Raw genomic sequence first — 22050 nt, forward strand, 5'->3', positions numbered from 1 at the left:
CGAACCGCCGATGCTTCAGCTTCGAGCCGCCGATGCTTTAGCTTCGAGCCGCCGATGCCTATGTCTTCAGCGCAAATCTCAGCCCGGCCTATTTTGCCAGCGCCTGCTGCAGGGCGATCGCCCCATGCGGCGCATTGACCTTGCCCTCGTGGATCATGAAGGCGAAGACGTCGCGTGGCTCGGCCTTCACCTTGCGATCCCCATCGATCAGCGGCAGGTCGTCCGGGACCTTGCCCTCCGCCCAGGTCTCCAGTCGGCCTGCCCAGGCCTTCAGGTCCTTATCAGGATAGCAGGTCGGGATATCGTCCGATCCCTTTTGCAGCCTGGCATAGACGAAGTCGGCCGTGACATCGGCGATCATCGGATATTCGAAATGTTCGGCGCAGACCGGCGCCACGCCGTATTTCGCCAGCAGTGCCACGAATTCCGGCACTTTGAAGGAATCGTGGCGCACCTCGACCACGTGGCGGAGCGCCAGCCCGTCCTGCTTTGCCGGCAGCTGCTTCAGGAAGGCCTCGAAATCTTCCGGATCGAACTTCTTCGTCGGTGCGAACTGCCAGAGCAGCGGCCCGAGATGATCGCCGAGTTCGCTGATGCCCGAGGACAGGAAGCGTTCCATCGATTCACCGGCTTCGGCAAGCACCCGCCGGTTGGTGACGAAACGCGTCGCCTTTAGCGAGAAGATGAAACCGTCGGGTACGTCGGCCGCCCATTTGGCGAAAACCGCCGGCTTCTGCGTGCTGTAATAGGTACCGTTAACCTCGATAACCTTCAGCTGGCGGCTGGCATAATTCAGCTCGTCCTTCTGTTTCAGGTCATCGGGAAAGAAATGCCCGCGCCAGGGCTCGAAGGTCCAGCCGCCGATGCCGGTGCGGATAGTGCCGGATTTGGTCATGTCGTCCTCCCTGTTTGCAGCCGTTCAGGCCGCATCGATCTGTTTCGCCATGTCGACGAGCGTCCATCCTGGCCGATATTGGTTCGGCCGGCGACCCGTTTCGTGAAATCCGACGGCGCGATAAAGGGCGATGTTCCGCTCCATCAGCGCATTGGTGTAGAGCCGGATTTCCGGCTTTGCCCACTCGCGCGCCTTGCCCTCCAGCCACTTGAGCATCGCCAGACCATGTCCGGCCCCCTGAAAGGCCGGCGAGACCGCGATGCTGAACAGCATGAGGTGATCGGAATGCCGCTCGACAACCATCAGCCCCGCGGTTTCGCCGCCGACCTCGCGGAGCCAGACCTCGCCGCGTTCGATGCGAGGCGCGTAATCCTCCGTCATCAGGATCGGCGGAGCGCCGAACAGTTCGGTATAGGGCCGATAGGCGGCTGCTGTCAGCGTCGTGATCCTTTCCAGATCTTCGGGCGACGCCGGCCGCATCGTCATTCCGCCGCAGCCGCCCTCTTCGCCGGCCGCCGTTCCAGCAATTCCTTGAGGAAGTGCCCGGTATAGGAGCGCTTCTCCTTGACGATCGCCTCGGGCGTGCCGAAAGCCACAATCTCGCCGCCGCCATCACCGCCTTCGGGACCGAAATCGAGCACCCAGTCGGCCGTCTTGATGACTTCGAGATTGTGCTCGATCACCACCACGGAATTGCCCTGGTTGACCAGTTCGTGCAGCATTTCAAGCAGCTTGGCGACGTCGTGGAAATGCAGGCCGGTCGTCGGTTCGTCGAGAATGTAGAGCGTGCGCCCCGTCGAGCGTTTCGACAGCTCCTTGGCCAGCTTGACGCGCTGTGCCTCGCCGCCCGACAGCGTATTGGCCTGCTGGCCGACCTTGATGTAACCGAGGCCGACATCCTTCAGCGACTGCAGCTTGTCGCGCACGGCCGGCACCGCCGCGAAGAAGTCGACGCCTTCCTCCACCGTCATGTCGAGCACGTCGGCGATCGACTTCTGCTTGAAGGTGACATCGAGTGTCTCGCGATTGTAGCGCTTGCCGTGGCAGACGTCGCAGGTGACGTAGACATCGGGCAGGAAGTGCATCTCGATCTTGATGACGCCGTCGCCCTGGCAGGCCTCGCAACGCCCGCCCTTGACGTTGAAGGAGAAACGCCCCGGCTGGTAGCCGCGCGCTTTTGCCTCCGGCAGGCCGGCGAACCAATCGCGGATCGGCGTGAACGCGCCGGTATAGGTCGCCGGGTTCGAGCGCGGCGTGCGGCCGATCGGCGACTGGTCGATGTCGATCACCTTGTCGATATGCTCGAAGCCGTCAATGCGGTCGTGATCGGCCGGGTTTTCGCGCGCGCCCATGACGCGGCGCGCTGCCGATTTATACAGCGTCTCGATCAGGAAGGTGGATTTGCCGCCGCCGGAAACGCCGGTCACCGCCGTGAACACCCCGAGCGGGATTGCCGCCGTGACGTTCTTCAGATTGTTGCCGCGGGCGCCGACCACCTTGATCTCGCGGCCCTTCTTCTGTCTGCGGCGCTCGTTGGGAACGGGAACGCCGAGTTCGCCCGAGAGATATTTTCCGGTCAGCGACTTCGGATTGTCCATGATATCCTGCGGCGTGCCGTGGGCGATGACCTCGCCGCCATGAATGCCGGCGGCCGGGCCGATATCGACCACGTCGTCGGCCGTCATGATCGCATCCTCGTCATGTTCGACGACGATGACGGTGTTGCCGATGTCGCGCAGGTGCTTCAGCGTGTCGAGCAGCCGGGCATTGTCGCGCTGATGCAGGCCGATCGAAGGCTCGTCGAGCACATAGAGCACGCCGGTCAGCCCCGAGCCGATCTGCGAGGCCAGCCGGATGCGCTGGCTTTCGCCGCCCGACAGCGTGCCGGAATTGCGCGACAGGCTGAGATATTCCAGGCCGACATCGTTGAGGAAACGCAGCCGGTCGCGGATTTCCTTGAGGATGCGCACGGCAATCTCGTTCTGCTTGGCGTTGAAGCTGGCCGGCAGCGTCTCGAACCAGTCGCGGGCGACGCGGATCGACATGGCAGTCACTTCGCCGATATGCAGCGTGGCGATCTTCACCGCCAGCGCTTCCGGCTTCAGGCGGAAGCCGTTGCAGGAAGGGCAGGGTGCTGCCGACATGAAGCGCTCGATGTCCTCACGCGCCCAGGCGGAATCGGTCTCCTTCCAGCGCCGCTCGAGATTGGTGATGATGCCCTCGAAATTCTTCTGCGTCGTATAGGAGCGGGCGCCGTCGGCATAATGGAATTCGATCTTGTCGTCGGTGCCGTTGAGAATGACGTCCTTGGCCTCGTCGGAAAGATCGTTCCAGCGGGTGCCGAGCTTGAAGCCGTAATGTTTGCCCAGCGCTTCCAGCGTCTGATTGTAATAGGGCGAGGTCGACTTGGCCCAGGGCGCGATCGCCCCGTCGCGCAGCGTCCGTTCCGGCTCGGGCACGATCAGGTCGCGATCGATCTTCTGCTGGGCGCCGAGGCCGTCGCAGGTCGGGCAGGCGCCGAAGGGATTGTTGAAGGAGAACAGTCGCGGCTCGATCTCCGGAATGGTGAAGCCGGAAACCGGGCAGGCGAATTTTTCCGAAAACAGCACGCGCTCATGCGTCTCGTTGAGCGACTTGTTGGCCGAACCGCCGGCCGAGGTCTCTTCCAGCGGCAGCGGCTTGTCGGCGAATTCGGCGACCGCCAGCCCGTCGGCGAGCTTCAGGCAGGTTTCCAGGCTGTCGGCTAGGCGGGCCGAGACATCCGAGCGCACGACGATGCGGTCGACCACCACGTCGATGTCGTGCTTGTATTTCTTGTCGAGCACCGGCGCCTCGGCAATCTCGTAGAACTGGCCGTCGACCTTGACGCGCTGGAAGCCCTTCTTCATCAGCTCCGCCAGTTCCTTCTTGTATTCGCCCTTGCGCCCGCGCACGAGCGGCGCGAGAATATAAAGACGGGTGCCTTCGCCGAAATCGAGCACGCGGTCGACCATCTGGCTGACGGTCTGGCTTTCGATCGGCAGGCCGGTCGCCGGTGAATAGGGCACGCCGACGCGGGCAAAGAGCAACCGCATATAGTCGTAGATCTCGGTCACGGTGCCGACCGTCGAGCGCGGGTTGCGCGAGGTGGTTTTCTGCTCGATCGAGATCGCCGGCGACAGTCCGTCGATCTGGTCGACGTCGGGCTTCTGCATCATCTCGAGAAACTGCCGGGCATAGGCGGAGAGGCTCTCGACATAGCGCCGCTGGCCCTCGGCATAGATCGTGTCGAAGGCAAGCGAGGATTTGCCGGAGCCCGAAAGCCCGGTCATGACGATCAGCTTATTGCGCGGCAGATCGAGATCGATGCCTTTGAGATTATGCTCGCGCGCGCCGCGGATGGAGATCGTCTTCAGTTCGCTCATCGTCTCAGCTTGGTCCTTTGGGATAACAGCCCTTATTTAGTGATGCCGAACGGCGAGTCGAGGCTGAATGTCCGCAACACTGAAGGTTTTCGATTCTGTTGACAGGATCATACGGATAAACTAGAACAAAGAAAGAACAAAAATCCTGATGGATGCATGCGGTGTTCTGACGGAGAAATATGTGGATTAAGTGCCGCCCATGCGCATCGGCGGTCGTTGATGGTTTAAGGTGCGCCGATCGATTGAAACGCCGCCGGGCAGGGCGGCAGGTAGGGTGAGAGCATGGCTGGTAGCGTAAACAAGGTAATTCTGATCGGAAATGTCGGTGCGGACCCGGAAATCCGCCGCACCCAGGATGGCCGGCCGATCGCCAATCTTCGTATTGCGACCTCGGAGACCTGGCGCGACCGCAATTCCGGCGAGCGTCGTGAAAAGACCGAATGGCACACTGTCGTCGTCTTCAACGAGGGCCTGTGCAAGGTCGTCGAGCAATATGTGAAGAAGGGCGCCAAGCTCTATATCGAAGGCCAGTTGCAGACCCGTAAGTGGCAGGACCAGCAGGGACAGGACCGCTACTCGACGGAAGTGGTGCTGCAGGGCTTCGGTTCGACGCTGACCATGCTCGACGGCCGCGGTGAAGGCGGCGGTGCAAGCTCCGGTGGCGGCCGTGGCGGCAGCAGCAGCAATGATTATGGCGACGACTACGGCGCCCCGGCTCCCTCATCATCGCCAAGCCGCGGCGGTGGCGGCGGTGGCAACTTCTCGCGGGATCTCGACGACGACATCCCGTTCTGATCGGCCGTTCGTGGTTTATGATTTATCCGAGAGCATGACGTCTTTAACGGCGTCATGCTCTTTTTCTTTGATCTCGCGGCGGATGCCGTTTTCAGTGCGGCGTTGCGCTGATCAGATTGAACGCCGATTTCGCCCCGTCGACGACGAACTGTGCGGCAAGGGCCGCGAGGATAACGCCGAGAAGCCGCGTCAGAATTGCCCGGCCGGTGACGCCGAGGAAACGGTCCAGCCGTTCGGCGATCAGCAGCATTAGGAAGGTCAGCAGCAGATTGGCGGCAATGACGCCGATCAGTTGGGCTTTCCCGATGGAGGTGGCGAGCGTGCCGGCAAGCAGGATCGTCGCCGAGATGGCGCCCGGGCCGGCAATCAGCGGCAAGGCTAGCGGGAAGACGGCGATATTCTCGATGTGATCCTTGGTGATGGCCGCTTCGGTGGCCTTCTCCTTGCGTTCCTGGCGTCTTTCGAAGACCATCTCGAAGGCGATCCAGAACAGCAGCAGACCGCCGGCGATGCGGAAGGCGCCGATCGAAATCCCGAGCACGCCGAGTACGCCGGCCCCAAACAGCGCGAAGACGGCGAGGATGATGAAGGCGATAACCGAGCCGCGCAGCGCCACCTGCGTGCGCTGGGCGCGGCTCATGCCCATCGTCAGCCCCAGGAAGATCGGTGCGAGCCCCGGCGGATCGATGGTGACCAGCAGCGTCGTGAAGGCGTTGATCAATTGGTCGGCGCTTGCCATCGTCTCTCCGGAACCCCATATAGTCGGGTGGTTTTTATGCGTGGTTTTATGATTGTGAAGCGGCGATTCCGATTTGGCAAATATCCCGCGGCGGCCCGCGGCGGATTTGTCCGGTTCGGCCGCGCAACTTGCATGTTTTACCCTCTTTAAGCCGCAAAAGCCTGTTCAAAACGCCCGGTGAAATTGGCGCTGCAACGGGCTTTCCGCTATAAATCTTCAAGTGATTCTAGAAGAGATCGTGATCTGTTTTGACTGAGCAAACACCCCCCGGCGGCGGGAAGCTCCCGCCAGGCATCGAGCCCATCTCCATCATGGAGGAAATGCAGCGGTCGTATCTCGATTACGCCATGAGCGTCATCGTTAGCCGCGCGCTGCCCGACGTGCGCGACGGCCTGAAGCCCGTGCACCGGCGCATCCTCTACGGCATGTCCGAGCTTGGCATCGACTGGAACAAGAAATACGTCAAATGCGCCCGCGTCACCGGTGACGTGATGGGTAAATTCCATCCGCACGGCAATTCCGCGATCTATGATGCGCTCGCCCGTATGGCGCAGCCCTGGTCGCTGCGTCTGCCGCTGATCGACGGCCAAGGCAATTTCGGCTCGGTTGATGGTGACCCGCCGGCGGCCGAACGGTACACCGAATGCCGCCTCGAAAAGGCTGCCCATTCGCTGCTCGACGATCTCGACAAGGAAACCGTCGATTTCCGCGACAACTATGACGGTACGCTCTCCGAGCCGGTTGTGGTGCCGGCCAAATTCCCGAACCTGCTCGTCAATGGCGCAGGCGGCATCGCCGTCGGCATGGCGACCAACATCCCGCCGCATAATCTCTCCGAAGTCATCGACGGCTGCATCGCGCTGATCGACGATCCGGCAATCGAGCTGCAGGATCTGATCCAGATCATTCCCGGCCCCGATTTCCCGACGGGTGCGAAGATCCTCGGCCGTGCCGGCATTCGCTCCGCCTATGAGACTGGCCGCGGCTCGGTCATCATGCGCGGCGTCGCCGCCATCGAGCCAATGCGCGGTGACCGCGAGCAGATCATCATCACCGAGATTCCCTACCAGGTGAACAAGGCGACGATGATCGAAAAGATGGCCGAGCTGGTGCGCGACAAGCGCATCGAAGGCATCTCCGACCTGCGCGACGAATCCGACCGCCAGGGTTATCGCGTCGTCGTCGAATTGAAGCGCGACGCCAATGCCGAGGTCATCCTCAATCAGCTTTATCGCTATACGCCGCTGCAGACGTCCTTCGGCTGCAACATGGTGGCGCTGAACGGCGGCAAGCCGGAACAGCTGACCCTTCTCGACATGCTGCGCGCCTTCGTCTCCTTCCGCGAAGAAGTTGTTAGCCGGAGAACAAAATTCCTGCTGCGCAAAGCGCGCGACCGCGCCCATGTGTTGGTCGGTCTCGCGATTGCCGTCGCCAATATCGACGAAGTCATTCGCGTCATCCGCCAGGCGCCCGATCCGCAGTCGGCCCGCGAAGAATTGATGACCCGCCGCTGGCCGGCCGAAGATGTCGAAAGCCTGATCCGTCTGATCGACGATCCGCGCCATCGCATCAACGAGGACCTGACCTACAATCTCTCCGAAGAGCAGGCCCGCGCCATCCTCGAACTGCGCCTTGCCCGCCTGACGGCCCTTGGCCGCGACGAAATCGGCGACGAACTCAACAAAATCGGTGAGGAGATCAAGGATTACCTCGATATTCTCTCCTCGCGCGTCCGCATCCAGACCATCGTCAAGGACGAACTCCTCGCTGTCCGCAATGAATTCGGCACGCCGCGCCGCACCGAGATCATCGATGGCGGCCTCGAAATGGACGACGAGGATCTGATTGCTCGTGAAGACATGGTCGTCACCGTCTCGCATCTGGGCTATATCAAGCGCGTGCCGCTGACCACCTATCGTGCCCAGCGCCGCGGCGGCAAGGGCCGCTCCGGCATGACCACCCGCGACCAGGATTTCGTTAGCCGGCTATTTGTAGTCAATACGCATACGCCGGTTCTGTTCTTCTCCTCGCGCGGCATCGTCTATAAGGAGAAGGTCTGGCGCCTGCCGATCGGCACGCCGACCTCGCGCGGCAAGGCGCTGATCAATATGCTGCCGCTTGCACCCGGCGAGCGCATCACTACCATCCTGCCCTTGCCCGAGGACGAGGAGAGCTGGGACAATCTCGACGTGATGTTCTCGACGACGCGCGGCACGGTTCGCCGCAACAAGCTGTCGGACTTCGTCCAGGTCAACCGCAATGGCAAGATTGCCATGAAGCTCGAGGAGGAGGGCGACGAAATCCTCTCCGTCGAGACCTGCACCGAGAATGACGACGTGCTGCTGACGACGGCGCTCGGCCAGTGCATCCGCTTCTCCGTCGACGACGTCCGCGTTTTCGCCGGCCGGAACTCGATCGGCGTGCGCGGCATCAGCCTTGCCGGCGGCGACCGCATCATCTCGATGACCATCGTCCGCCATGTCAATGCCGAGCCGTGGGAGCGCGCCGCCTACCTGAAGCGCGCCGCCAACGACCGGCGTCTGACGACGGGTGAGGCCGAGGAGATCGCGCTGGTCGGCGAGGAAGTCACCGAGGAGGGACAACTGAGCGACGAGCGTTACGAAGAGCTGAAACAGCTTGAGCAGTACGTTCTCACCGTCTCCGAAAAGGGCTTCGGCAAGCGTTCGTCGTCCTACGATTTCCGCATCTCCGGCCGCGGCGGCAAGGGCATTCGCGCCACCGATACGTCGAAAACCGGCGAGATCGGCGAACTGGTCGCGGCATTCCCCATCGAGGACGGCGACCAGATCATGCTGGTTTCCGATGGCGGCCAGCTGATCCGCGTGCCGGTCGGCGGCATCCGCATCGCCAGCCGCGCCACCAAGGGCGTCACCATCTTCTCGACGGCCAAGGACGAGAAGGTCGTTTCGGTCGAGCGCATCAGCGAGCCGGAGGAGGACGAGACGGAGGAGGCCGTCGAGGTCGCCGACGGCGCCGCTATTACCGACGAAGATGCTGCGGGCGAAGCGCCGATTGCCGATGGCGATCCGGGGCCCGCCGAGGAATGATCAGATGAACGGGGCGGCTTCAAGCCGCCCTTTTCTTTTCAGTCCGGGGAATGGTTTAAAGCCACGCCCAAAGAAAAAGCCGGACGCTGGGTGCATCCGGCTTTGAATGGCCTTAGGCGACGGAAGGGTGCCGCTCAAGGTGGGGAAGAGGGAAGTAAAAAAGGAAAGTCAGAACGCTCTATGTTTTTCGTTCAGCGCCTTTACCTCTTCGCCTTCGCGCCGGAGCGCTGATATCGTCGAGGTTACTGACACGATGAACATGACGCTGATAAGGGCCGTGAGCACTGTCAAGATCGTGAACATAGGCATTCCTTTCCTGGGGAGTTGCGTTCCCGCCCCTCAGTACTGGCCCAGTACGGCCGTCCGGGCCGAAGCATAGGGACCATAAACCTTGGACGTATCAATCTTCTGATCATAGAGAGCGACAGTTGCAGTCAGCATGCCCGTGACCATTACCATCCAGAGCACGTTAATCATCGTAATCTTGCCGGGCATCTTTAGTCCTTCCTGCCGCGATAATCGCATCTATGTGTCGGTTGAATGAACGCATCCGTTTTAAAATGGTTCCGCCGGATGTTGACGGGTGTTTACCAACGCCGATCTGAAGCCTCCTTGAATGTCTCGTTCATCTGGCGTTCAGATTCGAACGTCGTTTTTCGCGCAGCCGGCCTTGAGCGCGCACGATCGCCGCATGCTCGGCAAGCGCCGGCCGCACCCAGCTCACCTCGTAGCGATCGGCGAAATAGCCATAGGCCAGCTCGGCGGCGAGGGAGGAAACGACGGCAAGTGCAACGAGCACGATCAGCATGGACTTGGTCTTTCGAGGGGGCGCCGGATGCCGGAATGGCATCGGCTGTCTTGATGATTTGAGTTAAGCAGATCCCGTCTGAAACCGCCTTGAACGGGCCATTCATCCGCCGTTCAACCGTCCGGGACGATTGGCCAAATCACTTGCGGCAAGGCGGCATCCGTGACAAAAGGCGTCAAACCAACGGTCGGGCCAGATGACGACAGCTTTTTATCCGGGGTCCTTCGACCCGATCACCAATGGGCATGTGGATGTTCTGGTCCAGGCGCTGAACGTCGCCGAAAAGGTGATCGTCGCGATCGGCATCCATCCCGGCAAGGCGCCGCTCTTTTCCTTCGAGGAGAGAGCCGAACTGATCCGCCGTTCCCTGGCGCAAGCGCTGCCCGGCAAGACCGGCGACATCGACGTCGTCGCCTTCGACAATCTGGTTGTCGATGCCGCCCGCAGCCATGGCGCCACGCTTCTGATCCGCGGTCTTCGCGACGGCACCGATCTTGATTACGAAATGCAGATGGCCGGCATGAACAGGACGATGGCGCCCGATATCCAGACCATCTTTTTGCCGGCGGGCACGGCCTCGCGGCCCATTACCGCCACATTGGTCCGCCAGATCGCCGCCATGGGCGGCGATGTCAGCGCTTTCGTGCCGGCCGCCGTCTTGCAAGCCCTCACATCCAAGCGCCCAGAATAGCAAGCGCCAAAACCAACAAACGCAAAGACTAGCAAGCGCAAAGACCAGGCGGAACCCGCCGCAACGGAGCCCATATGAAACTGTTTTATCTCGCATTTGCCGGCGTGCTGTATCTCGCCTCCTTCGCGGGGGATGCGTTCGCCCAGTCGGCTGATCATTATCTCACCATCCAGCTGAAGAACGGCCCTGTCGTCATCCAGCTGATGCCTGAGGTTGCGCCGAAGCATGTCGCTCAGATCGAGGCGCTGGCCAAGAAGGGCGAATACGACAACGTCGCCTTCCATCGCGTCATCGACGGCTTCATGGCCCAGACCGGCGACGTCAAATACGGCAACATGGAAAAGGGTTTCGATGCGAGCCTCGCCGGCACCGGCTCCTCCGATATGCCTGATATTCCGGCCGAGTTCTCCAAGACCCCGTTCGTGCGCGGCACCGTCGGCATGGCTCGTTCGCAGGATCCGAATTCCGCCAATTCGCAGTTCTTCATCATGTTCGCCGAAGGCTCCTTCCTCAACGGCCAGTACACCGTCGTCGGCAAGGTCGTTTCCGGCATGGAGAATGTCGACAAGATCAAGCGCGGCGAAGGCCAGAACGGCGAAGTCAAAAGCCCCGACCGGATGGTCAAGGTTACCCTGGGCAAGAAGTAAGTTACCAGAGAAACAAGAGGAGAAGACAATGGCCGAGATCAAGGATCCCGAAAACACCGTCATTCTGGAAACCACCAAGGGCAAGATCGTCATCCAGCTTTTGCCGCAGGTCGCCCCGGAGCATGTCGCCCGCATCAAGGAACTCGCCCGCGAGAAGGCCTATGACGGCGTCGTCTTCCACCGCGTCATCCAGGATTTCATGGCCCAGACGGGCGACGTCGAATTTGGCAAGAAGGGTTCGGAAACCTTCAATCCCGGCCGCGCCGGCATGGGCGGCTCCTCCAAGCCGGATCTGAAGGCTGAATTCTCCGCGACGACCCATACGCGCGGCACCTGCTCGATGGCCCGTTCGCAGAACCCGAACTCGGCCAATTCGCAGTTCTTCATCTGCTTCACCGATGCACCCTGGCTGAACAAGCAGTATTCCGTCTGGGGCCAGGTCATCGAAGGCATGGACAACGTCGACAAGATCAAGCGCGGCGAGCCGGTTTCCGATCCGGATTCGATCGTCTCGATGCGGGTTGCCGCCGACGTCTGATTGTGATTTCTGCTGAAACCCGCTCTTGCGCCTAACCGCGTGGGGGCGGGTTTCGCTTTGAAAGTACCGTTATGCGCGTAGACCTTTTCGATTTCGATCTGCCCGATGAACGCATCGCATTGCGGCCCGCCGAACCGCGCGACAGCGCGCGCCTGCTCGTCGTCAATCCCCACGCGGAAAGCGTGCCTGATGCTGAACGCGTGCTTTCTGATCATCGCGTCGGCGATCTGCCGTCCTTCCTGCGGGCGGGCGATGCGCTGGTCTTCAACGACACCAAGGTCATTCCGGCCCAGCTCGAGGGCATCCGCCATCGGGACGGCGCCGGCGGCCAGCAGGTGTCCGCAACACTGCACATGCGCGTCGGCCCGAGCCGTTGGAAGGCCTTTGCCAAGCCCGGCAAGCGCATCAAGGAGGGCGACCGCATCGCCTTCGGCCATAGCGGCGAAAGCTGCTTGCTCGGCTCGCTCGACGCCACCGTCGAGGAAAAGGGCGAGGCCGGCGAGGTGACGCTCGCATTTGATCTTTCCGGCCCGGCGCTCGACGAGGCGATTGCCGCCGTCGGTCACATTCCGTTGCCGCCCTATATCGCCGCCAAGCGGCCCGAGGACGAGCGCGACCGCGCGGATTACCAGACGATCTATGCCCGCGAGGAGGGCGCCGTCGCTGCGCCCACCGCCGGCCTGCATTTCACGCCCGGCCTGTTCGAGACGCTCGACAAAGCTGGCATTGAACGCCATTTCGTTACGCTGCATGTCGGCGCCGGCACCTTTCTGCCTGTCAAGGCCGACGATACCGACGATCACCGGATGCATCTGGAAAGCGGCACCGTCAGCGCTGAGACCGCCGCCCGGCTGAACGCCGTCAAGGCAAAAGGCGGGCGTATCGTCTGCGTCGGCACCACCTCGCTGCGGCTGATCGAGAGTGCTGCGGAAGAGAGCGGCGAGATCCGCGCCTGGAGCGGCGCCACTGGCATTTTCATCACGCCCGGCTACCGTTTCAAATCGGTCGACATGCTGATGACCAATTTTCACCTGCCGCGCTCGACGCTGTTCATGCTGGTCTCGGCCTTTGCCGGCTTTAAGACCATGCATGCGGCCTACAACCACGCCATTGCGACGGGCTACCGCTTCTACTCTTACGGCGACGCGAGCCTTCTTTTCCGGAAAGACAAATGACAGAAAACTTCCAATTCACACTTGACAAGACCGATGCCGGCGCGCGCCTCGGCGAGATTTCCATGCCGCGCGGCACGATCCGGACGCCCGCCTTCATGCCTGTGGGAACCGTCGGCACCGTCAAGGCGATGTATCTCGACCAGGTGAGCGAAACCGGCGCCGACATCATCCTCGGCAATACCTATCACCTGATGCTGCGCCCCAGCGCCGAGCGCGTCGCCCGCCTCGGCGGCCTGCACAAGCTGATCCGCTGGGAGCACCCGATCCTGACGGATTCCGGCGGCTTCCAGGTCATGTCGCTGTCCGGCCTGCGTAAGCTTGATGAGCAGGGCGTCACCTTCAAATCGCATGTCGACGGCAGCCTGCATCATATGTCGCCGGAACGCTCGATTGAAATCCAGGGGTTGCTCGGCTCCGATATCCAGATGCAACTCGACGAATGTGTGGCGCTGCCGGCCGAGCCGAAGGAGATCGAGCGCGCCATGGAAATGTCGCTGCGCTGGGCCGAGCGCTGCCAGGTCGCCTTCGGCGAACAGCCTGGAAAGGCAATGTTCGGCATCGTCCAGGGCGGCGATATTCCGGCGCTGCGCATCCGTTCGGCTGAGGCGCTGAGCCAGCTCGATCTCAAGGGCTATGCCATCGGCGGCCTTGCCGTCGGCGAGCCGCAGGACGTCATGCTGCAGATGCTGGAAACGACGCTGCCCGTGCTTCCTCTGGAGAAGCCGCGTTACCTCATGGGCGTCGGCACGCCGGACGATATGCTGAAATCTGTCGCTCGCGGCATCGACATGTTCGATTGTGTCATGCCGACCCGTTCCGGCCGCCATGGCCTGGCCTTTACCCGCCGCGGCAAGGTCAATATCCGCAATGCCCGTCATGCCGAGGATATGCGCCCGCTCGACGAACAGTCGAATTGCCCGGCCTCGCGCGACTATTCGCGCGCCTACCTGCACCATCTCGTCCGCGCCAACGAGGCGCTCGGCGGCATGCTCCTCTCCTGGCACAATCTCGCCTATTACCAGGAATTGATGCAGGGTATCCGCAAGGCGATCGCCGAAGGCCGCTTCGCCGATTTCATGGCGGAGACGCAGGAAGAATGGGCAAGAGGCGATCTTCAACCCGTTTGATCTATCTCTCGCTCTATGCGACGCCCTTTAATCAGGGAGCTGGTGTGCAGCTCCCGACATCTGCCGGCTTGACGCGGCCGGCCTGAAGATCGCTCCATTGCGGTATGGACGGATCAGGGCCACCGATCGATGCCTCAAACGCGGCGCGGTTCAGCTTGATGAGCCGTCCGCTTGCAAGGATGCTCACCATCTCTTTCTTGTTGACATAAGCCAGGCTGACATCCAGCCGGCAGAAGAACCGCTTGCTGCCGTTCGAGACGACCCAGCCGTAGCCGCCGGACTTCCCCTTGGTGAGTTTTCCGATGGCGTAATCCCGCCGTGCAAGCTTTGAAAAGGATTCCGCCTGCGCAACACCCGGCATGACGGCAAAGCCGATCGCCGCGGCGGTGACCAACCACTTGAATGAAATGAGCATTGAGTTTTCAACCCCTGGGACAGAACCACATGAGCCCGTACGTTCCAGCAGCGCCGGACACAACTTTAATCTGCAGGGATGCTTAATCCGCTAAACCGCGTCGCGATCTTTCAGGTGCGGCTGTCGCGCTCCAGCTCTTTATTTTCTCGCATGTCGTTATCGCAAAACCGCTGCCCGCTTTTGCGCGACATGCTTTAGATGCCCTTGCTGTCGGCATCCGGCATGATCTGCACGCCGTTGATCCTGTAGCTGCCGTCGGGCTGTCGAGTCATCTGGTAGATCGCCGTCCAGTCCTTGCCGTCGCGGCCTGAAATCAGCACCTCGTGGTAGATCAGCGCGCCGTTGTCGATCGAGCGGCTGCGGCCGAAGGCGTAGTTGCCGGGATGATAGACCGGCTCGTAGCTCTTTTTCACCATGGCGAAGAACAGGTTCTTGTCGGGATACATCGCCCTGATGCCGGGAGCGGCGAAGGAATAGGCGGCTTCGGCATCGTCCTTTAGGAAAGCTGTGATCTGTTCCTCGATCATCGTTCGCGTCGTGTCGATCGGATCTTCGGCAAGGGCCGAGACAGCGGGGAGGATGAACGCGGCACACAGAATAAGAACTGCGAAGAAGGCGCGCATGGGAGATCTCCGGCTCTATCGGGGGAAAGACCCGATAGAGCAGAAGTGTAGGCCATTTCTGGCGCAAGAAAAGTGGACTTTATGACCAGCGCCGGAAGAGGGCGCTGGCATTCACGCCGCCGAAGCCGAAACCGTTGGTGATGGCATAGTCCATTGCCAGCGGCCGCGCCGTCTTGCCGACGATATCGATGCCGTCGGCATCAGGGTCGGCCTCATCAAGGTTGCGGGTCGGCGGCGCGATTTGGTCGCGCAGCGCCAGGATGGTGAAGATCGCTTCCAGCCCGCCGGCGGCCCCGAGCAGATGGCCGGTGGCCGATTTTGTCGCACTGACGACAATGTCGCCATTGCGGCCGAAGACCGTGGCGATCGCCGCGATCTCGCCCCGGTCACCGACCGGTGTCGAGGTCGCATGCGCGTTGAGGTGCTTGACCTCCGAAGCCGGGATCTTCGCCTGCTTGAGCGCTGCCTCCATCGCCCGGCGCGCGCCGTCGCCGTCTTCGGGGCCTGAGGTCATGTGGTAGGCGTCCGCCGCCGTGCCGTAACCGACGAGTTCGGCGAGCGGTGTGGCGCCGCGGGCAAGCGCGTGTTCGAGTGTTTCGATGACCAGGATGCCGGCGCCTTCGCCCATGACGAAACCGTCACGCGCCGTGTCGAAGGGCCGCGACGCCAGCTCCGGGGTGTCGTTGAAACCGGTGGAAAGCGCGCGAGCGGCGGCAAAGCCGCCGAGGCTTACCTTGTCGATACAGGCCTCGGCACCGCCGCAGATTGCCACATCCGCTTCGCCGGAGCGGATCAGCCGCGCAGCATCGCCGATCGCCTGGACGCTGGCCGCACATGCCGTCACCGGAGCGCCGAGCGGCCCCTTGAAGCGGTAGCGGATGCTGACTTGGCCGGCAGCGAGGTTTACGAGGAAGGAGGGCACGGTGAAGGGGGACAGCCGCCGCACGCCGCGCGTCTCGCCGATCCGCACCGCTTCGGCGATCGCCGGGAAGCCGCCGACGCCCGAGGCGATGATCGTTGCGGTGCGTTCGCGTTTCGCTTCGTCGGTCGGCATCCAGCCGGCCTGCTTCACCGCTTCCTCCGTCGCCGCGATGGTGAACTGGATGAAGCGGTCCATCTTCTTCTGGTCCTTAGGGGTGATGTAACGGTCGGGATCGAAACCGCTCTCTGCATCCTCGGCGCTGCCGGGAACGATGCCGCCGACCTTGGCCGGGAGTTCGCCGACGACACCGTCCGAAAGCACCCTCAGCCCCGAACCGCCGTCAAGAAGCCGCTTCCAGGCGAGCTCGACGCCGGTGCCGAGTGGTGACACAAGTCCCATGCCGGTGACAACGATGCGATCCATGATATTTTCCTCTTTATGCGTCGATGCCGAGATACCAGGCGCGCATGCGGGCGATCCGCTTGTGCACCTCGTCATCGGCTGCGGGGCCTGCAAGCAGGCTGGTGTTTTCGGGTGTCACTTGTTCGCCGGTCCGTGTGTCGACCAGCAGCGTCTCGCGCGCTTTGCCGGAGGCGGCATCGCCAAGCAGATAGGCAAGGTCTTCCTCTGGGATGTGCCGGCTTCCCCAGGAAAATAGGGACATCAGCACCGGAAAGAAATCGCGGCCCTTGTCCGTCAGCCGGTATTCGTAGCGGGCAGGGCGCTGATGGTAGAGCCGCCGTTCGAACAGTCCCTGATCCGTTAGGTGTTTCAGCCGCCGCGTCAGGATGTTCGGCGCCACACCGAGGCTCTTCTGGAAATCGTCGAAGCGCGACAGCCCCTGAAAGGCGTCGCGCAGGATGAGGATGCTCCACCAGTCGCCGACGCTGTCGAGCGCGCGCGCCGCCGGGCATTTGAATTGGCTGAAGCTCGTCCGCTGCATGGATCACGTCACTACAGTAGTAACTATCATCATGCAAGTTACTACATCAGCTGTCGCCGTCGAAAATCCGGGCGAGCAGGAGGCCGGTGACAAGCATGCCGGCCGCGAGGAAGATCGTATCGCCCGGCGTGCCGATATAGAGTGGCCCGATATTGGCAAACAGCAGGAGGGCAATGAGAAAATTCGCCCAGCCCCAGACGACATTCGTCGTCGGCGAGCTGAACTGCGCCCGCGGTCCGAACGGAATGCGGAAACGCCGGCCGCTGACGCCGTTGACGAAATGCGGGATGCCGTTTGTCAGAAATGCCGCGGCGATGAAATGGGCGATATAGGCGATCCAGGGCAAAGGCTTCTCCGGTGCTGCGAGTTGCGTCAACGGAGGAATGTGGCCGGGAATATCACGCCGGCAAGGGGTGCCCGGAAACGCGCATGTGCGCTCGCACGCCGTCAGAAGACGACTGGCCGGCCGCATCAGACAAGCCCGAAATCTTTGAAGTGAAGCGCCGCAGAATTGTCGAGATCCGCAACATGGACTGCCGCACCCGCCGCACTTCCATCCGCGTCATAGAAGAGTCTGCCGCTGGCCTGATCGTAGATCAGCTTGTCATCCGCCTCGAGCGCTCTCGTTCCCTGCACGAAATTCTCATCCGAAAATCGAGATAGGCTGAGCGCGGCGAAAATCGAATGGTCGAGCAGCAGCTTGTCGCCCGCCGCGGAGGAGAAATCCGTAATCTTGTCAACGCTGACATTATCGGGCTTCACATCGAAGACGAAGCTATCGCCTCCACCGCCGCCGGTCAGCGTGTCTGCGCCGGCTTTGCCGATCAGCTTGTCGTTACCGAGCCCGCCGGTAAGCTGGTCGGCGCCTTTGCCGCCATTGATCGTGTTGCTGCCGTCGTTGCCGGTGAGAACGTTGGCGGTGTTGTTGCCTGTCGCGCTGAGATTGGCCGTTCCGGTCAAGGCGAGATTCTCGATCGTACCGGCCGCGTGCTTCACATCGGCCAGGCTAAAGGAGGTCGAAGCCTTGACGGTGTCCTTGCCGGATGCCCCTGTTTCATCGACAAAATCGCCCGCATTGTCGACCACATAAGTATCGTTGCCGGCATGGCCCGACATATGGTCGGCGCCAGTGCTGCCATCAAGGATATTGTTGCCGGAATTGCCGACGAGAGCGTTTGCCAGGCCATTGCCGGTGCCGTTCAGATTGGCGGTGCCGGTCAGCGTCAGGTTCTCGACGTTGCCGATCGTATGCGTCGTATCCTTGAGGCTGAAGCTGATCGACGACATGACCGTATCGGTTCCGCCGCCTCGGCTTTCGTCGACGATTTGAGTGGGGCTGCTCACGGTGAATATGTCGTTGCCCCTGCCGCCATAGATATGGCTGGCGGCCGTTGGCGGCGTGCTGGCGCTGCCGCCGCCGATGTCGATGATAACCGGATGGTCGACGACATCCACTGTCAGCGACGACACATTGCTGAGGCTTTTGATCGCCGTCGTCCCGCTCACCGGGTCGAAAACCTTCACGGAGCCGAACGAGGCCCCGAGATTGACCTTGACGCCCGTCGTCGCGGCCTGAATGGCCGTGTCGGTGGACTGGTTCCAGATGTCGGGCTCGTTCCAGATAATGATCTGGTAGCTGCCGTCCGATTTTTCGGTGAGCAAGCTGTGGGCCGAAGACGGCATGCCGTCGATCGAATAATTGAGGGCCCCTGCGCTGAAGCTCGCCTTTGCCGCGCCGTCGTCCGCCAGTATTTCAGTGAGATTGTGGATCGCCGTTGCCGCCGGCTTGGCTGAATAGTCGAGATGAAAAAGCCCGAAATGCTTCTCCTGGTTGGCGCCCTGCGGATCGGAATAGGCGTCCAGCAGCTCGTAGATGAATGTCTGCTTCGATCCGAGTGCTGCGCCGTCCATCAGCGTGTTGAGCACCAGCTTTGCCTGCGTCGCTTCACTGACGCCTTCCCAGCCGCCATTGGTGTCGGCGGTGAGGGAGGTGTGGTAACCGGTCTCGGTGATTGCCAGCGGCTTGCCCGGATCGGCAGCGCGCTGAACGCCGGCTTCGCGGGAAAGCCACGAGAATGGCTGGTCGCCATCCTTCGCATAGGTATGGATCGTCGTGTAGTCGGAGGCGGATGCGACCGTATATCCGGTAAAGCCGAGAACCGGGATGTTTTTCAGCAAGGGATCGGCGTTGACGGCGGCAGACAGGTCCTTTTGATAGGCGACCGCGGCTGCCTGGCCGCTAAGACCGTGATAGCTGACCGGCCAGTTATTGACTTCGTTCGGCCCCTCGATGCCGACGACCGACCCCGGATGGGCCTGCACGAAAGTATGCAGCCGCTGGGCGAGCGTGGTGGGGTCCACTTCCCGCTGGGCGCTGAAGACGAACTGCACGCCGGCTTCGGCAGCATCGCCGAGATGGGTTTGACCGTTAGGATCGGAAGCGGAGTTGGGGGCGTGATCGCGGACCGCATCAAGGCCAAGATAGTCTAAAGCTTTGACAACTTCTCCGACATTGGAATATTTTCCGTCGGTGTAGTCGATATGCGTATCAATTCCAAAGGATTGAATAATATCGTTTATTCTAACGGCTTGAGCCATAAGTTTTTCTCCCAGTTTTAGAGGGAATCGGCGATGGGAATATATCCCCATTTCTGCTGCCGATTCGATTTAATACACGAGGAGGGGCCGTGCAGTATTGCCCGTTAACCATGATATATTGTCTTGAATGTGGCTCGTGCTGGATCGCCTTGAATGCCGAATCGGTGCTTGCATTTTGCATTCAGCCTGCCGATCACTGCTCAAGTGAGACAGCCGCATAAGCGGAGTCCGGCGAAATCCGATACCTCTGGAGGATCCGATGACCGTCAATGTGCAATTCCGGTTTCGCAGCGGCCTGCCGTCGATGGCGTTTGACAATGTCCGTCTCCGCGGCAGTTGGGACGAGCATGGCCGCCCCGCGAATGATTGGACATCGGTTCCTATGCAGGGCTCGCGTGACGAGGATGGATATGATGTCTTTGTCGCCGGGATTTCCTTTCCCGATGCCGAGATCGGCACGAATTTTCGATGGGGCATCGAGCTCGATCGGCCGGGCATGCCGGATCTATGGGCAATCACCGCCGAATTGGACGACGAGGCCTCGTCGGGTCGCGAACGTTCCTTCGATCTCCACCAGGAGATGGCGCCGCAGACCTATCACCTGACATGGATCGGCCGTCTGGGGGCGAACCGGGTTGAGAGGCGTGACGGTGTCGCCGGCATTCGCTTCTCGGTCTGGGCGCCGAACGCTCGGGAGGTCTCGCTCGTCCTCGCTGATCCCGCCATCGGCTACGTCGCCGACGACGGCACCGGAGCGCTCGGGACCATCGGCATGCGAAGGACCGGTGAGGGGATCTGGTCGGTTGAAACCGGCGACGATGGCCGCCTTACCGATTTCGACGGCATGGTCGGCACGCCGTATATGTATCGCGTCACCAAGGATGATGGATCGCTCGCCTACCGGACCGACATCTGGTCGCTGATGCAGATCGGTGCGGGAGATTTCGATCCGGATGGCGCGGCCTATCACGGATCGCCGGCTGGTTTGGACGGACCGCAGAGCTGCTCGGTCGTCTGCGACCCGAAGCGGGTGACGCTGCCGTCCGGGCAGGAGCTTGCCGCCGAGACGTTCTGGGCTGACGAATTCGTGGCCGGCCGCAAACTTCCTGAGCGGCTCGAGGATCTGGTGATCTATGAATTGCATGTCGGCGCGCTCGGTTTCGGCAAGCCAGTGCCGGGAACGCTGGATGATGCGATCGCCTTCGTCGCGCATCTTTCCGCGCTCGGCGTCAACGCCGTGGAACTGCTGCCGATCGCCGAATTCGAGACGCGGGCCAACTGGGGTTACGGCACGTCGCATTTCTTTGCCGCCGATCAGGGGGCCGGCGGCACCGACCGGCTGAAGTTATTCGTCAAGGCCTGCCACCAGCAGGGCATCGCCGTCATTCTGGACGTTTGTTACAACCACTTCGATCCGGATGGCGAGCGGGCGCAATGGGCCTATGATTCCAACGACCCCACCCGCAATATCTACTATTGGTACGAGGGACGCCCCGGCGATTACGCCGATCCGACGGGCGGCTATATCGACAACATCTCGACGGGATGGGCGCCTGCCTTCGATGAGGAGGCCGTGCGCCAGCTTTTCATCTCCAGCGCGGCATTTCTCGTCTCCGTCTGCCATATCGATGGTTTCCGGCTCGATCAGACCAGTTCGATCCATCAATATCCGGTGCTGCATGCCGATGGCCGGCGCGCCGATCGGGCGGCAGCCTTCGGCGCCAAATTCCTGAAGCAGTGGAGCCGCACGATGCGGCTGATCAAGCCCGAGGTTTTCCTGTCGGCCGAGGATTATTCGGACTGGTCGGCGATGACGGAGCCGAGCCTGACCGGCGACGGGCTCGGCTTCGACGCGACCTGGTACGGCGATTTTCATCACAACCTCGTCGAATATCACGGCGGCGCTCAGGCGCAGCTTTTGAAGAATGCCGGTTTTGGCGATAAGCGGGCGCTGACCATGTCGTCTCTTGCCGGCGCATTGCAGGCGAGCGCGCGATCCAAGGTGGTCTACAACCAGTCGCACGACGATTGCGGCAATCGCGAGGGGTCGGCAAGAACCGCAGTCATCGCGGTCAATTTCGCACCGATCGTCGGCGAGACCAGGGCTTGGGCGGAGGCGAGATCCAGGTTCGCGGCAGCGATGACGCTGCTATCGGCAGGCACGCCGATGTTTTTCATGGGCGAGGAAATCGGCGCCCAGAAGCCCTACCGCTACAATGATTTCCTGAAGAACCGGGAGAATATCCTCGGCGAGGCTGCGGGCAACGGGGCAGGGATGATCAGCTGTTATCGCGATCTCATCACCCTCAGCATCCGAGAGGCAGCCATTCGTTCTCGCAACATCGCCGTTCCCTACGTGCATGACGCGCATCGGGTGATCGCGTTTCATCGATGGAACGACGGCGAGGATTTCCTGGTGGTGGGGTCGCTGAACGATGCTACCTTCGAGCACGGCTACCGGCTGCGTAGCGAGCGTCTGGGAGATGACCTTTGGGAGGAAATCTTCAATACCGATGCTCAGACATATGGCGGCTGGAATGTCGGCAACGGCGGTGGAAAGATCAGAGCCGCGGCCGGAGCGCTCGACGCCGTGCTGCCTGCGTCGGGCGTCCTGGTCTTTCGCAGGCTGTGACGCGTCGCGCGTCACGCTTTTCCAAGGCAG

At 61.6% G+C, this 22050-nt stretch carries 19 protein-coding genes and 1 pseudogene; 8 read left to right on the top strand and 12 right to left on the bottom strand.

The window, feature by feature from the left end; genetic code table 11:
• Window positions 1-88: 88 nt before the first annotated feature.
• From HJB82_RS04995 to uvrA, 3 genes are read right to left on the bottom strand one after another with little or no spacing between them, the layout of a single operon-like run.
• A complete protein-coding gene (locus HJB82_RS04995; RefSeq protein ID WP_207584226.1) occupies window positions 89-895 on the bottom strand; it encodes a DUF72 domain-containing protein in 807 nt (268 codons plus the stop codon).
• A gap of 24 nt (window positions 896-919) precedes the next feature.
• The gene (locus HJB82_RS05000; protein ID WP_221139647.1) at window positions 920-1381 is read right to left on the bottom strand and encodes a GNAT family N-acetyltransferase; all 462 of its coding nucleotides are present in this window, start codon (window positions 1379-1381) and stop codon (window positions 920-922) included.
• The gene (uvrA, locus tag HJB82_RS05005; protein WP_207584228.1) at window positions 1378-4299 is read right to left on the bottom strand and encodes an excinuclease ABC subunit UvrA; all 2922 of its coding nucleotides are present in this window, start codon (window positions 4297-4299) and stop codon (window positions 1378-1380) included. The genes HJB82_RS05000 and uvrA overlap by 4 nt, the downstream gene beginning before the upstream one ends.
• Before the next feature lie 282 nt (window positions 4300-4581).
• On the opposite strand from uvrA, the gene HJB82_RS05010 reads away from it, so the two are divergent.
• On the top strand, window positions 4582-5094 hold the full coding sequence (locus tag HJB82_RS05010; RefSeq protein ID WP_207584229.1) for a single-stranded DNA-binding protein: 513 nt from the start codon (window positions 4582-4584) through the stop codon (window positions 5092-5094).
• Between the two features lie 91 nt (window positions 5095-5185).
• On the opposite strand, the gene HJB82_RS05015 is transcribed toward HJB82_RS05010, so the two are convergent.
• A complete protein-coding gene (locus HJB82_RS05015) occupies window positions 5186-5833 on the bottom strand; it encodes a MarC family protein (RefSeq protein ID WP_207584230.1) in 648 nt (215 codons plus the stop codon).
• A gap of 248 nt (window positions 5834-6081) precedes the next feature.
• Between HJB82_RS05015 and gyrA the strand changes: the two genes are divergently transcribed.
• Window positions 6082-8901 (top strand): DNA gyrase subunit A, encoded by a 2820-nt coding sequence (gyrA, locus tag HJB82_RS05020; RefSeq protein ID WP_207584231.1) that lies wholly within the window; start codon window positions 6082-6084, stop codon window positions 8899-8901.
• 339 nt (window positions 8902-9240) lie between these two features.
• Here gyrA and HJB82_RS05025 read toward each other — a convergent pair whose 3' ends face one another.
• Both HJB82_RS05025 and HJB82_RS05030 read right to left on the bottom strand, forming a co-directional pair.
• On the bottom strand, window positions 9241-9396 hold the full coding sequence (locus HJB82_RS05025; protein WP_003586478.1) for a hypothetical protein: 156 nt from the start codon (window positions 9394-9396) through the stop codon (window positions 9241-9243).
• Between the two features lie 130 nt (window positions 9397-9526).
• Window positions 9527-9815, bottom strand: a pseudogene (locus HJB82_RS05030) (hypothetical protein).
• A 90-nt stretch (window positions 9816-9905) separates the two neighbouring features.
• On the opposite strand from HJB82_RS05030, the gene coaD reads away from it, so the two are divergent.
• The 5 genes from coaD to tgt all read left to right on the top strand — a co-directional run bounded on the left by coaD (window position 9906) and on the right by tgt (window position 13887).
• A complete protein-coding gene (coaD, locus tag HJB82_RS05035; RefSeq protein ID WP_207584232.1) occupies window positions 9906-10400 on the top strand; it encodes a pantetheine-phosphate adenylyltransferase in 495 nt (164 codons plus the stop codon).
• 74 nt (window positions 10401-10474) lie between these two features.
• The gene (locus HJB82_RS05040) at window positions 10475-11047 is read left to right on the top strand and encodes a peptidylprolyl isomerase (RefSeq protein WP_207580474.1); all 573 of its coding nucleotides are present in this window, start codon (window positions 10475-10477) and stop codon (window positions 11045-11047) included.
• A 28-nt stretch (window positions 11048-11075) separates the two neighbouring features.
• Window positions 11076-11585: a peptidylprolyl isomerase gene (locus tag HJB82_RS05045; protein WP_007628975.1), complete on the top strand. Its 510-nt coding sequence runs from the start codon at window positions 11076-11078 to the stop codon at window positions 11583-11585.
• Between the two features lie 71 nt (window positions 11586-11656).
• A complete protein-coding gene (gene queA, locus HJB82_RS05050) occupies window positions 11657-12760 on the top strand; it encodes a tRNA preQ1(34) S-adenosylmethionine ribosyltransferase-isomerase QueA (protein ID WP_207580475.1) in 1104 nt (367 codons plus the stop codon).
• The gene (tgt, locus tag HJB82_RS05055) at window positions 12757-13887 is read left to right on the top strand and encodes a tRNA guanosine(34) transglycosylase Tgt (RefSeq protein WP_207580476.1); all 1131 of its coding nucleotides are present in this window, start codon (window positions 12757-12759) and stop codon (window positions 13885-13887) included. The genes queA and tgt overlap by 4 nt, the downstream gene beginning before the upstream one ends.
• Before the next feature lie 31 nt (window positions 13888-13918).
• Here tgt and HJB82_RS05060 read toward each other — a convergent pair whose 3' ends face one another.
• The 6 genes from HJB82_RS05060 to HJB82_RS05085 form a co-directional block, all read right to left on the bottom strand.
• Entirely contained in the window at window positions 13919-14302 is a 384-nt protein-coding gene (locus HJB82_RS05060; RefSeq protein ID WP_207580477.1) for a hypothetical protein, read from the bottom strand.
• Window positions 14303-14496: 194 nt separating this feature from the next.
• Window positions 14497-14925, bottom strand: a complete 429-nt coding sequence (locus HJB82_RS05065) for a DUF4864 domain-containing protein (RefSeq protein WP_207580478.1) — start codon at window positions 14923-14925, stop codon at window positions 14497-14499.
• Between the two features lie 79 nt (window positions 14926-15004).
• Window positions 15005-16270, bottom strand: a complete 1266-nt coding sequence (gene fabF, locus HJB82_RS05070) for a beta-ketoacyl-ACP synthase II (protein WP_221139648.1) — start codon at window positions 16268-16270, stop codon at window positions 15005-15007.
• 13 nt (window positions 16271-16283) lie between these two features.
• A complete protein-coding gene (locus tag HJB82_RS05075) occupies window positions 16284-16790 on the bottom strand; it encodes a helix-turn-helix domain-containing protein (protein WP_207580480.1) in 507 nt (168 codons plus the stop codon).
• A gap of 46 nt (window positions 16791-16836) precedes the next feature.
• Window positions 16837-17136 (bottom strand): hypothetical protein, encoded by a 300-nt coding sequence (locus tag HJB82_RS05080; protein WP_221139649.1) that lies wholly within the window; start codon window positions 17134-17136, stop codon window positions 16837-16839.
• 125 nt (window positions 17137-17261) lie between these two features.
• Window positions 17262-19388 carry a calcium-binding protein gene (locus HJB82_RS05085; RefSeq protein WP_221115977.1) on the bottom strand — a complete coding sequence of 709 codons (2127 nt, stop codon included), beginning with the start codon at window positions 19386-19388 and terminating at the stop codon, window positions 17262-17264.
• A gap of 259 nt (window positions 19389-19647) precedes the next feature.
• Between HJB82_RS05085 and HJB82_RS05090 the strand changes: the two genes are divergently transcribed.
• A complete protein-coding gene (locus HJB82_RS05090) occupies window positions 19648-22020 on the top strand; it encodes an alpha-amylase family glycosyl hydrolase (RefSeq protein ID WP_221139650.1) in 2373 nt (790 codons plus the stop codon).
• Window positions 22021-22050: the final 30 nt, after the last annotated feature.

The organism is Rhizobium sp. NZLR10, assembly GCF_019685125.1.
Lineage (GTDB): Bacteria > Pseudomonadota > Alphaproteobacteria > Rhizobiales > Rhizobiaceae > Rhizobium.

Excerpts from the sequence above, each read along its gene's own strand:
- coaD (WP_207584232.1), top strand. The coding sequence starts at position 9,906 with ATGACGACAGCTTTTTATCCGGGGTCCTTCGACCCGATCACCAATGGG.
- uvrA (WP_207584228.1), bottom strand. The coding sequence starts at position 4,299 with ATGAGCGAACTGAAGACGATCTCCATCCGCGGCGCGCGCGAGCATAAT.
- HJB82_RS05045 (WP_007628975.1), top strand. The coding sequence starts at position 11,076 with ATGGCCGAGATCAAGGATCCCGAAAACACCGTCATTCTGGAAACCACC.
- HJB82_RS05085 (WP_221115977.1), bottom strand. The coding sequence starts at position 19,388 with ATGGCTCAAGCCGTTAGAATAAACGATATTATTCAATCCTTTGGAATT.
- HJB82_RS05010 (WP_207584229.1), top strand. The coding sequence starts at position 4,582 with ATGGCTGGTAGCGTAAACAAGGTAATTCTGATCGGAAATGTCGGTGCG.
- HJB82_RS05090 (WP_221139650.1), top strand. The coding sequence starts at position 19,648 with ATGACCGTCAATGTGCAATTCCGGTTTCGCAGCGGCCTGCCGTCGATG.
- HJB82_RS05000 (WP_221139647.1), bottom strand. The coding sequence starts at position 1,381 with ATGACGATGCGGCCGGCGTCGCCCGAAGATCTGGAAAGGATCACGACG.
- HJB82_RS05025 (WP_003586478.1), bottom strand. The coding sequence starts at position 9,396 with ATGCCCGGCAAGATTACGATGATTAACGTGCTCTGGATGGTAATGGTC.
- HJB82_RS04995 (WP_207584226.1), bottom strand. The coding sequence starts at position 895 with ATGACCAAATCCGGCACTATCCGCACCGGCATCGGCGGCTGGACCTTC.
- tgt (WP_207580476.1), top strand. The coding sequence starts at position 12,757 with ATGACAGAAAACTTCCAATTCACACTTGACAAGACCGATGCCGGCGCG.
- HJB82_RS05065 (WP_207580478.1), bottom strand. The coding sequence starts at position 14,925 with ATGCGCGCCTTCTTCGCAGTTCTTATTCTGTGTGCCGCGTTCATCCTC.
- HJB82_RS05015 (WP_207584230.1), bottom strand. The coding sequence starts at position 5,833 with ATGGCAAGCGCCGACCAATTGATCAACGCCTTCACGACGCTGCTGGTC.
- fabF (WP_221139648.1), bottom strand. The coding sequence starts at position 16,270 with ATGGATCGCATCGTTGTCACCGGCATGGGACTTGTGTCACCACTCGGC.
- HJB82_RS05075 (WP_207580480.1), bottom strand. The coding sequence starts at position 16,790 with ATGCAGCGGACGAGCTTCAGCCAATTCAAATGCCCGGCGGCGCGCGCG.
- queA (WP_207580475.1), top strand. The coding sequence starts at position 11,657 with ATGCGCGTAGACCTTTTCGATTTCGATCTGCCCGATGAACGCATCGCA.
- HJB82_RS05040 (WP_207580474.1), top strand. The coding sequence starts at position 10,475 with ATGAAACTGTTTTATCTCGCATTTGCCGGCGTGCTGTATCTCGCCTCC.
- HJB82_RS05060 (WP_207580477.1), bottom strand. The coding sequence starts at position 14,302 with ATGCTCATTTCATTCAAGTGGTTGGTCACCGCCGCGGCGATCGGCTTT.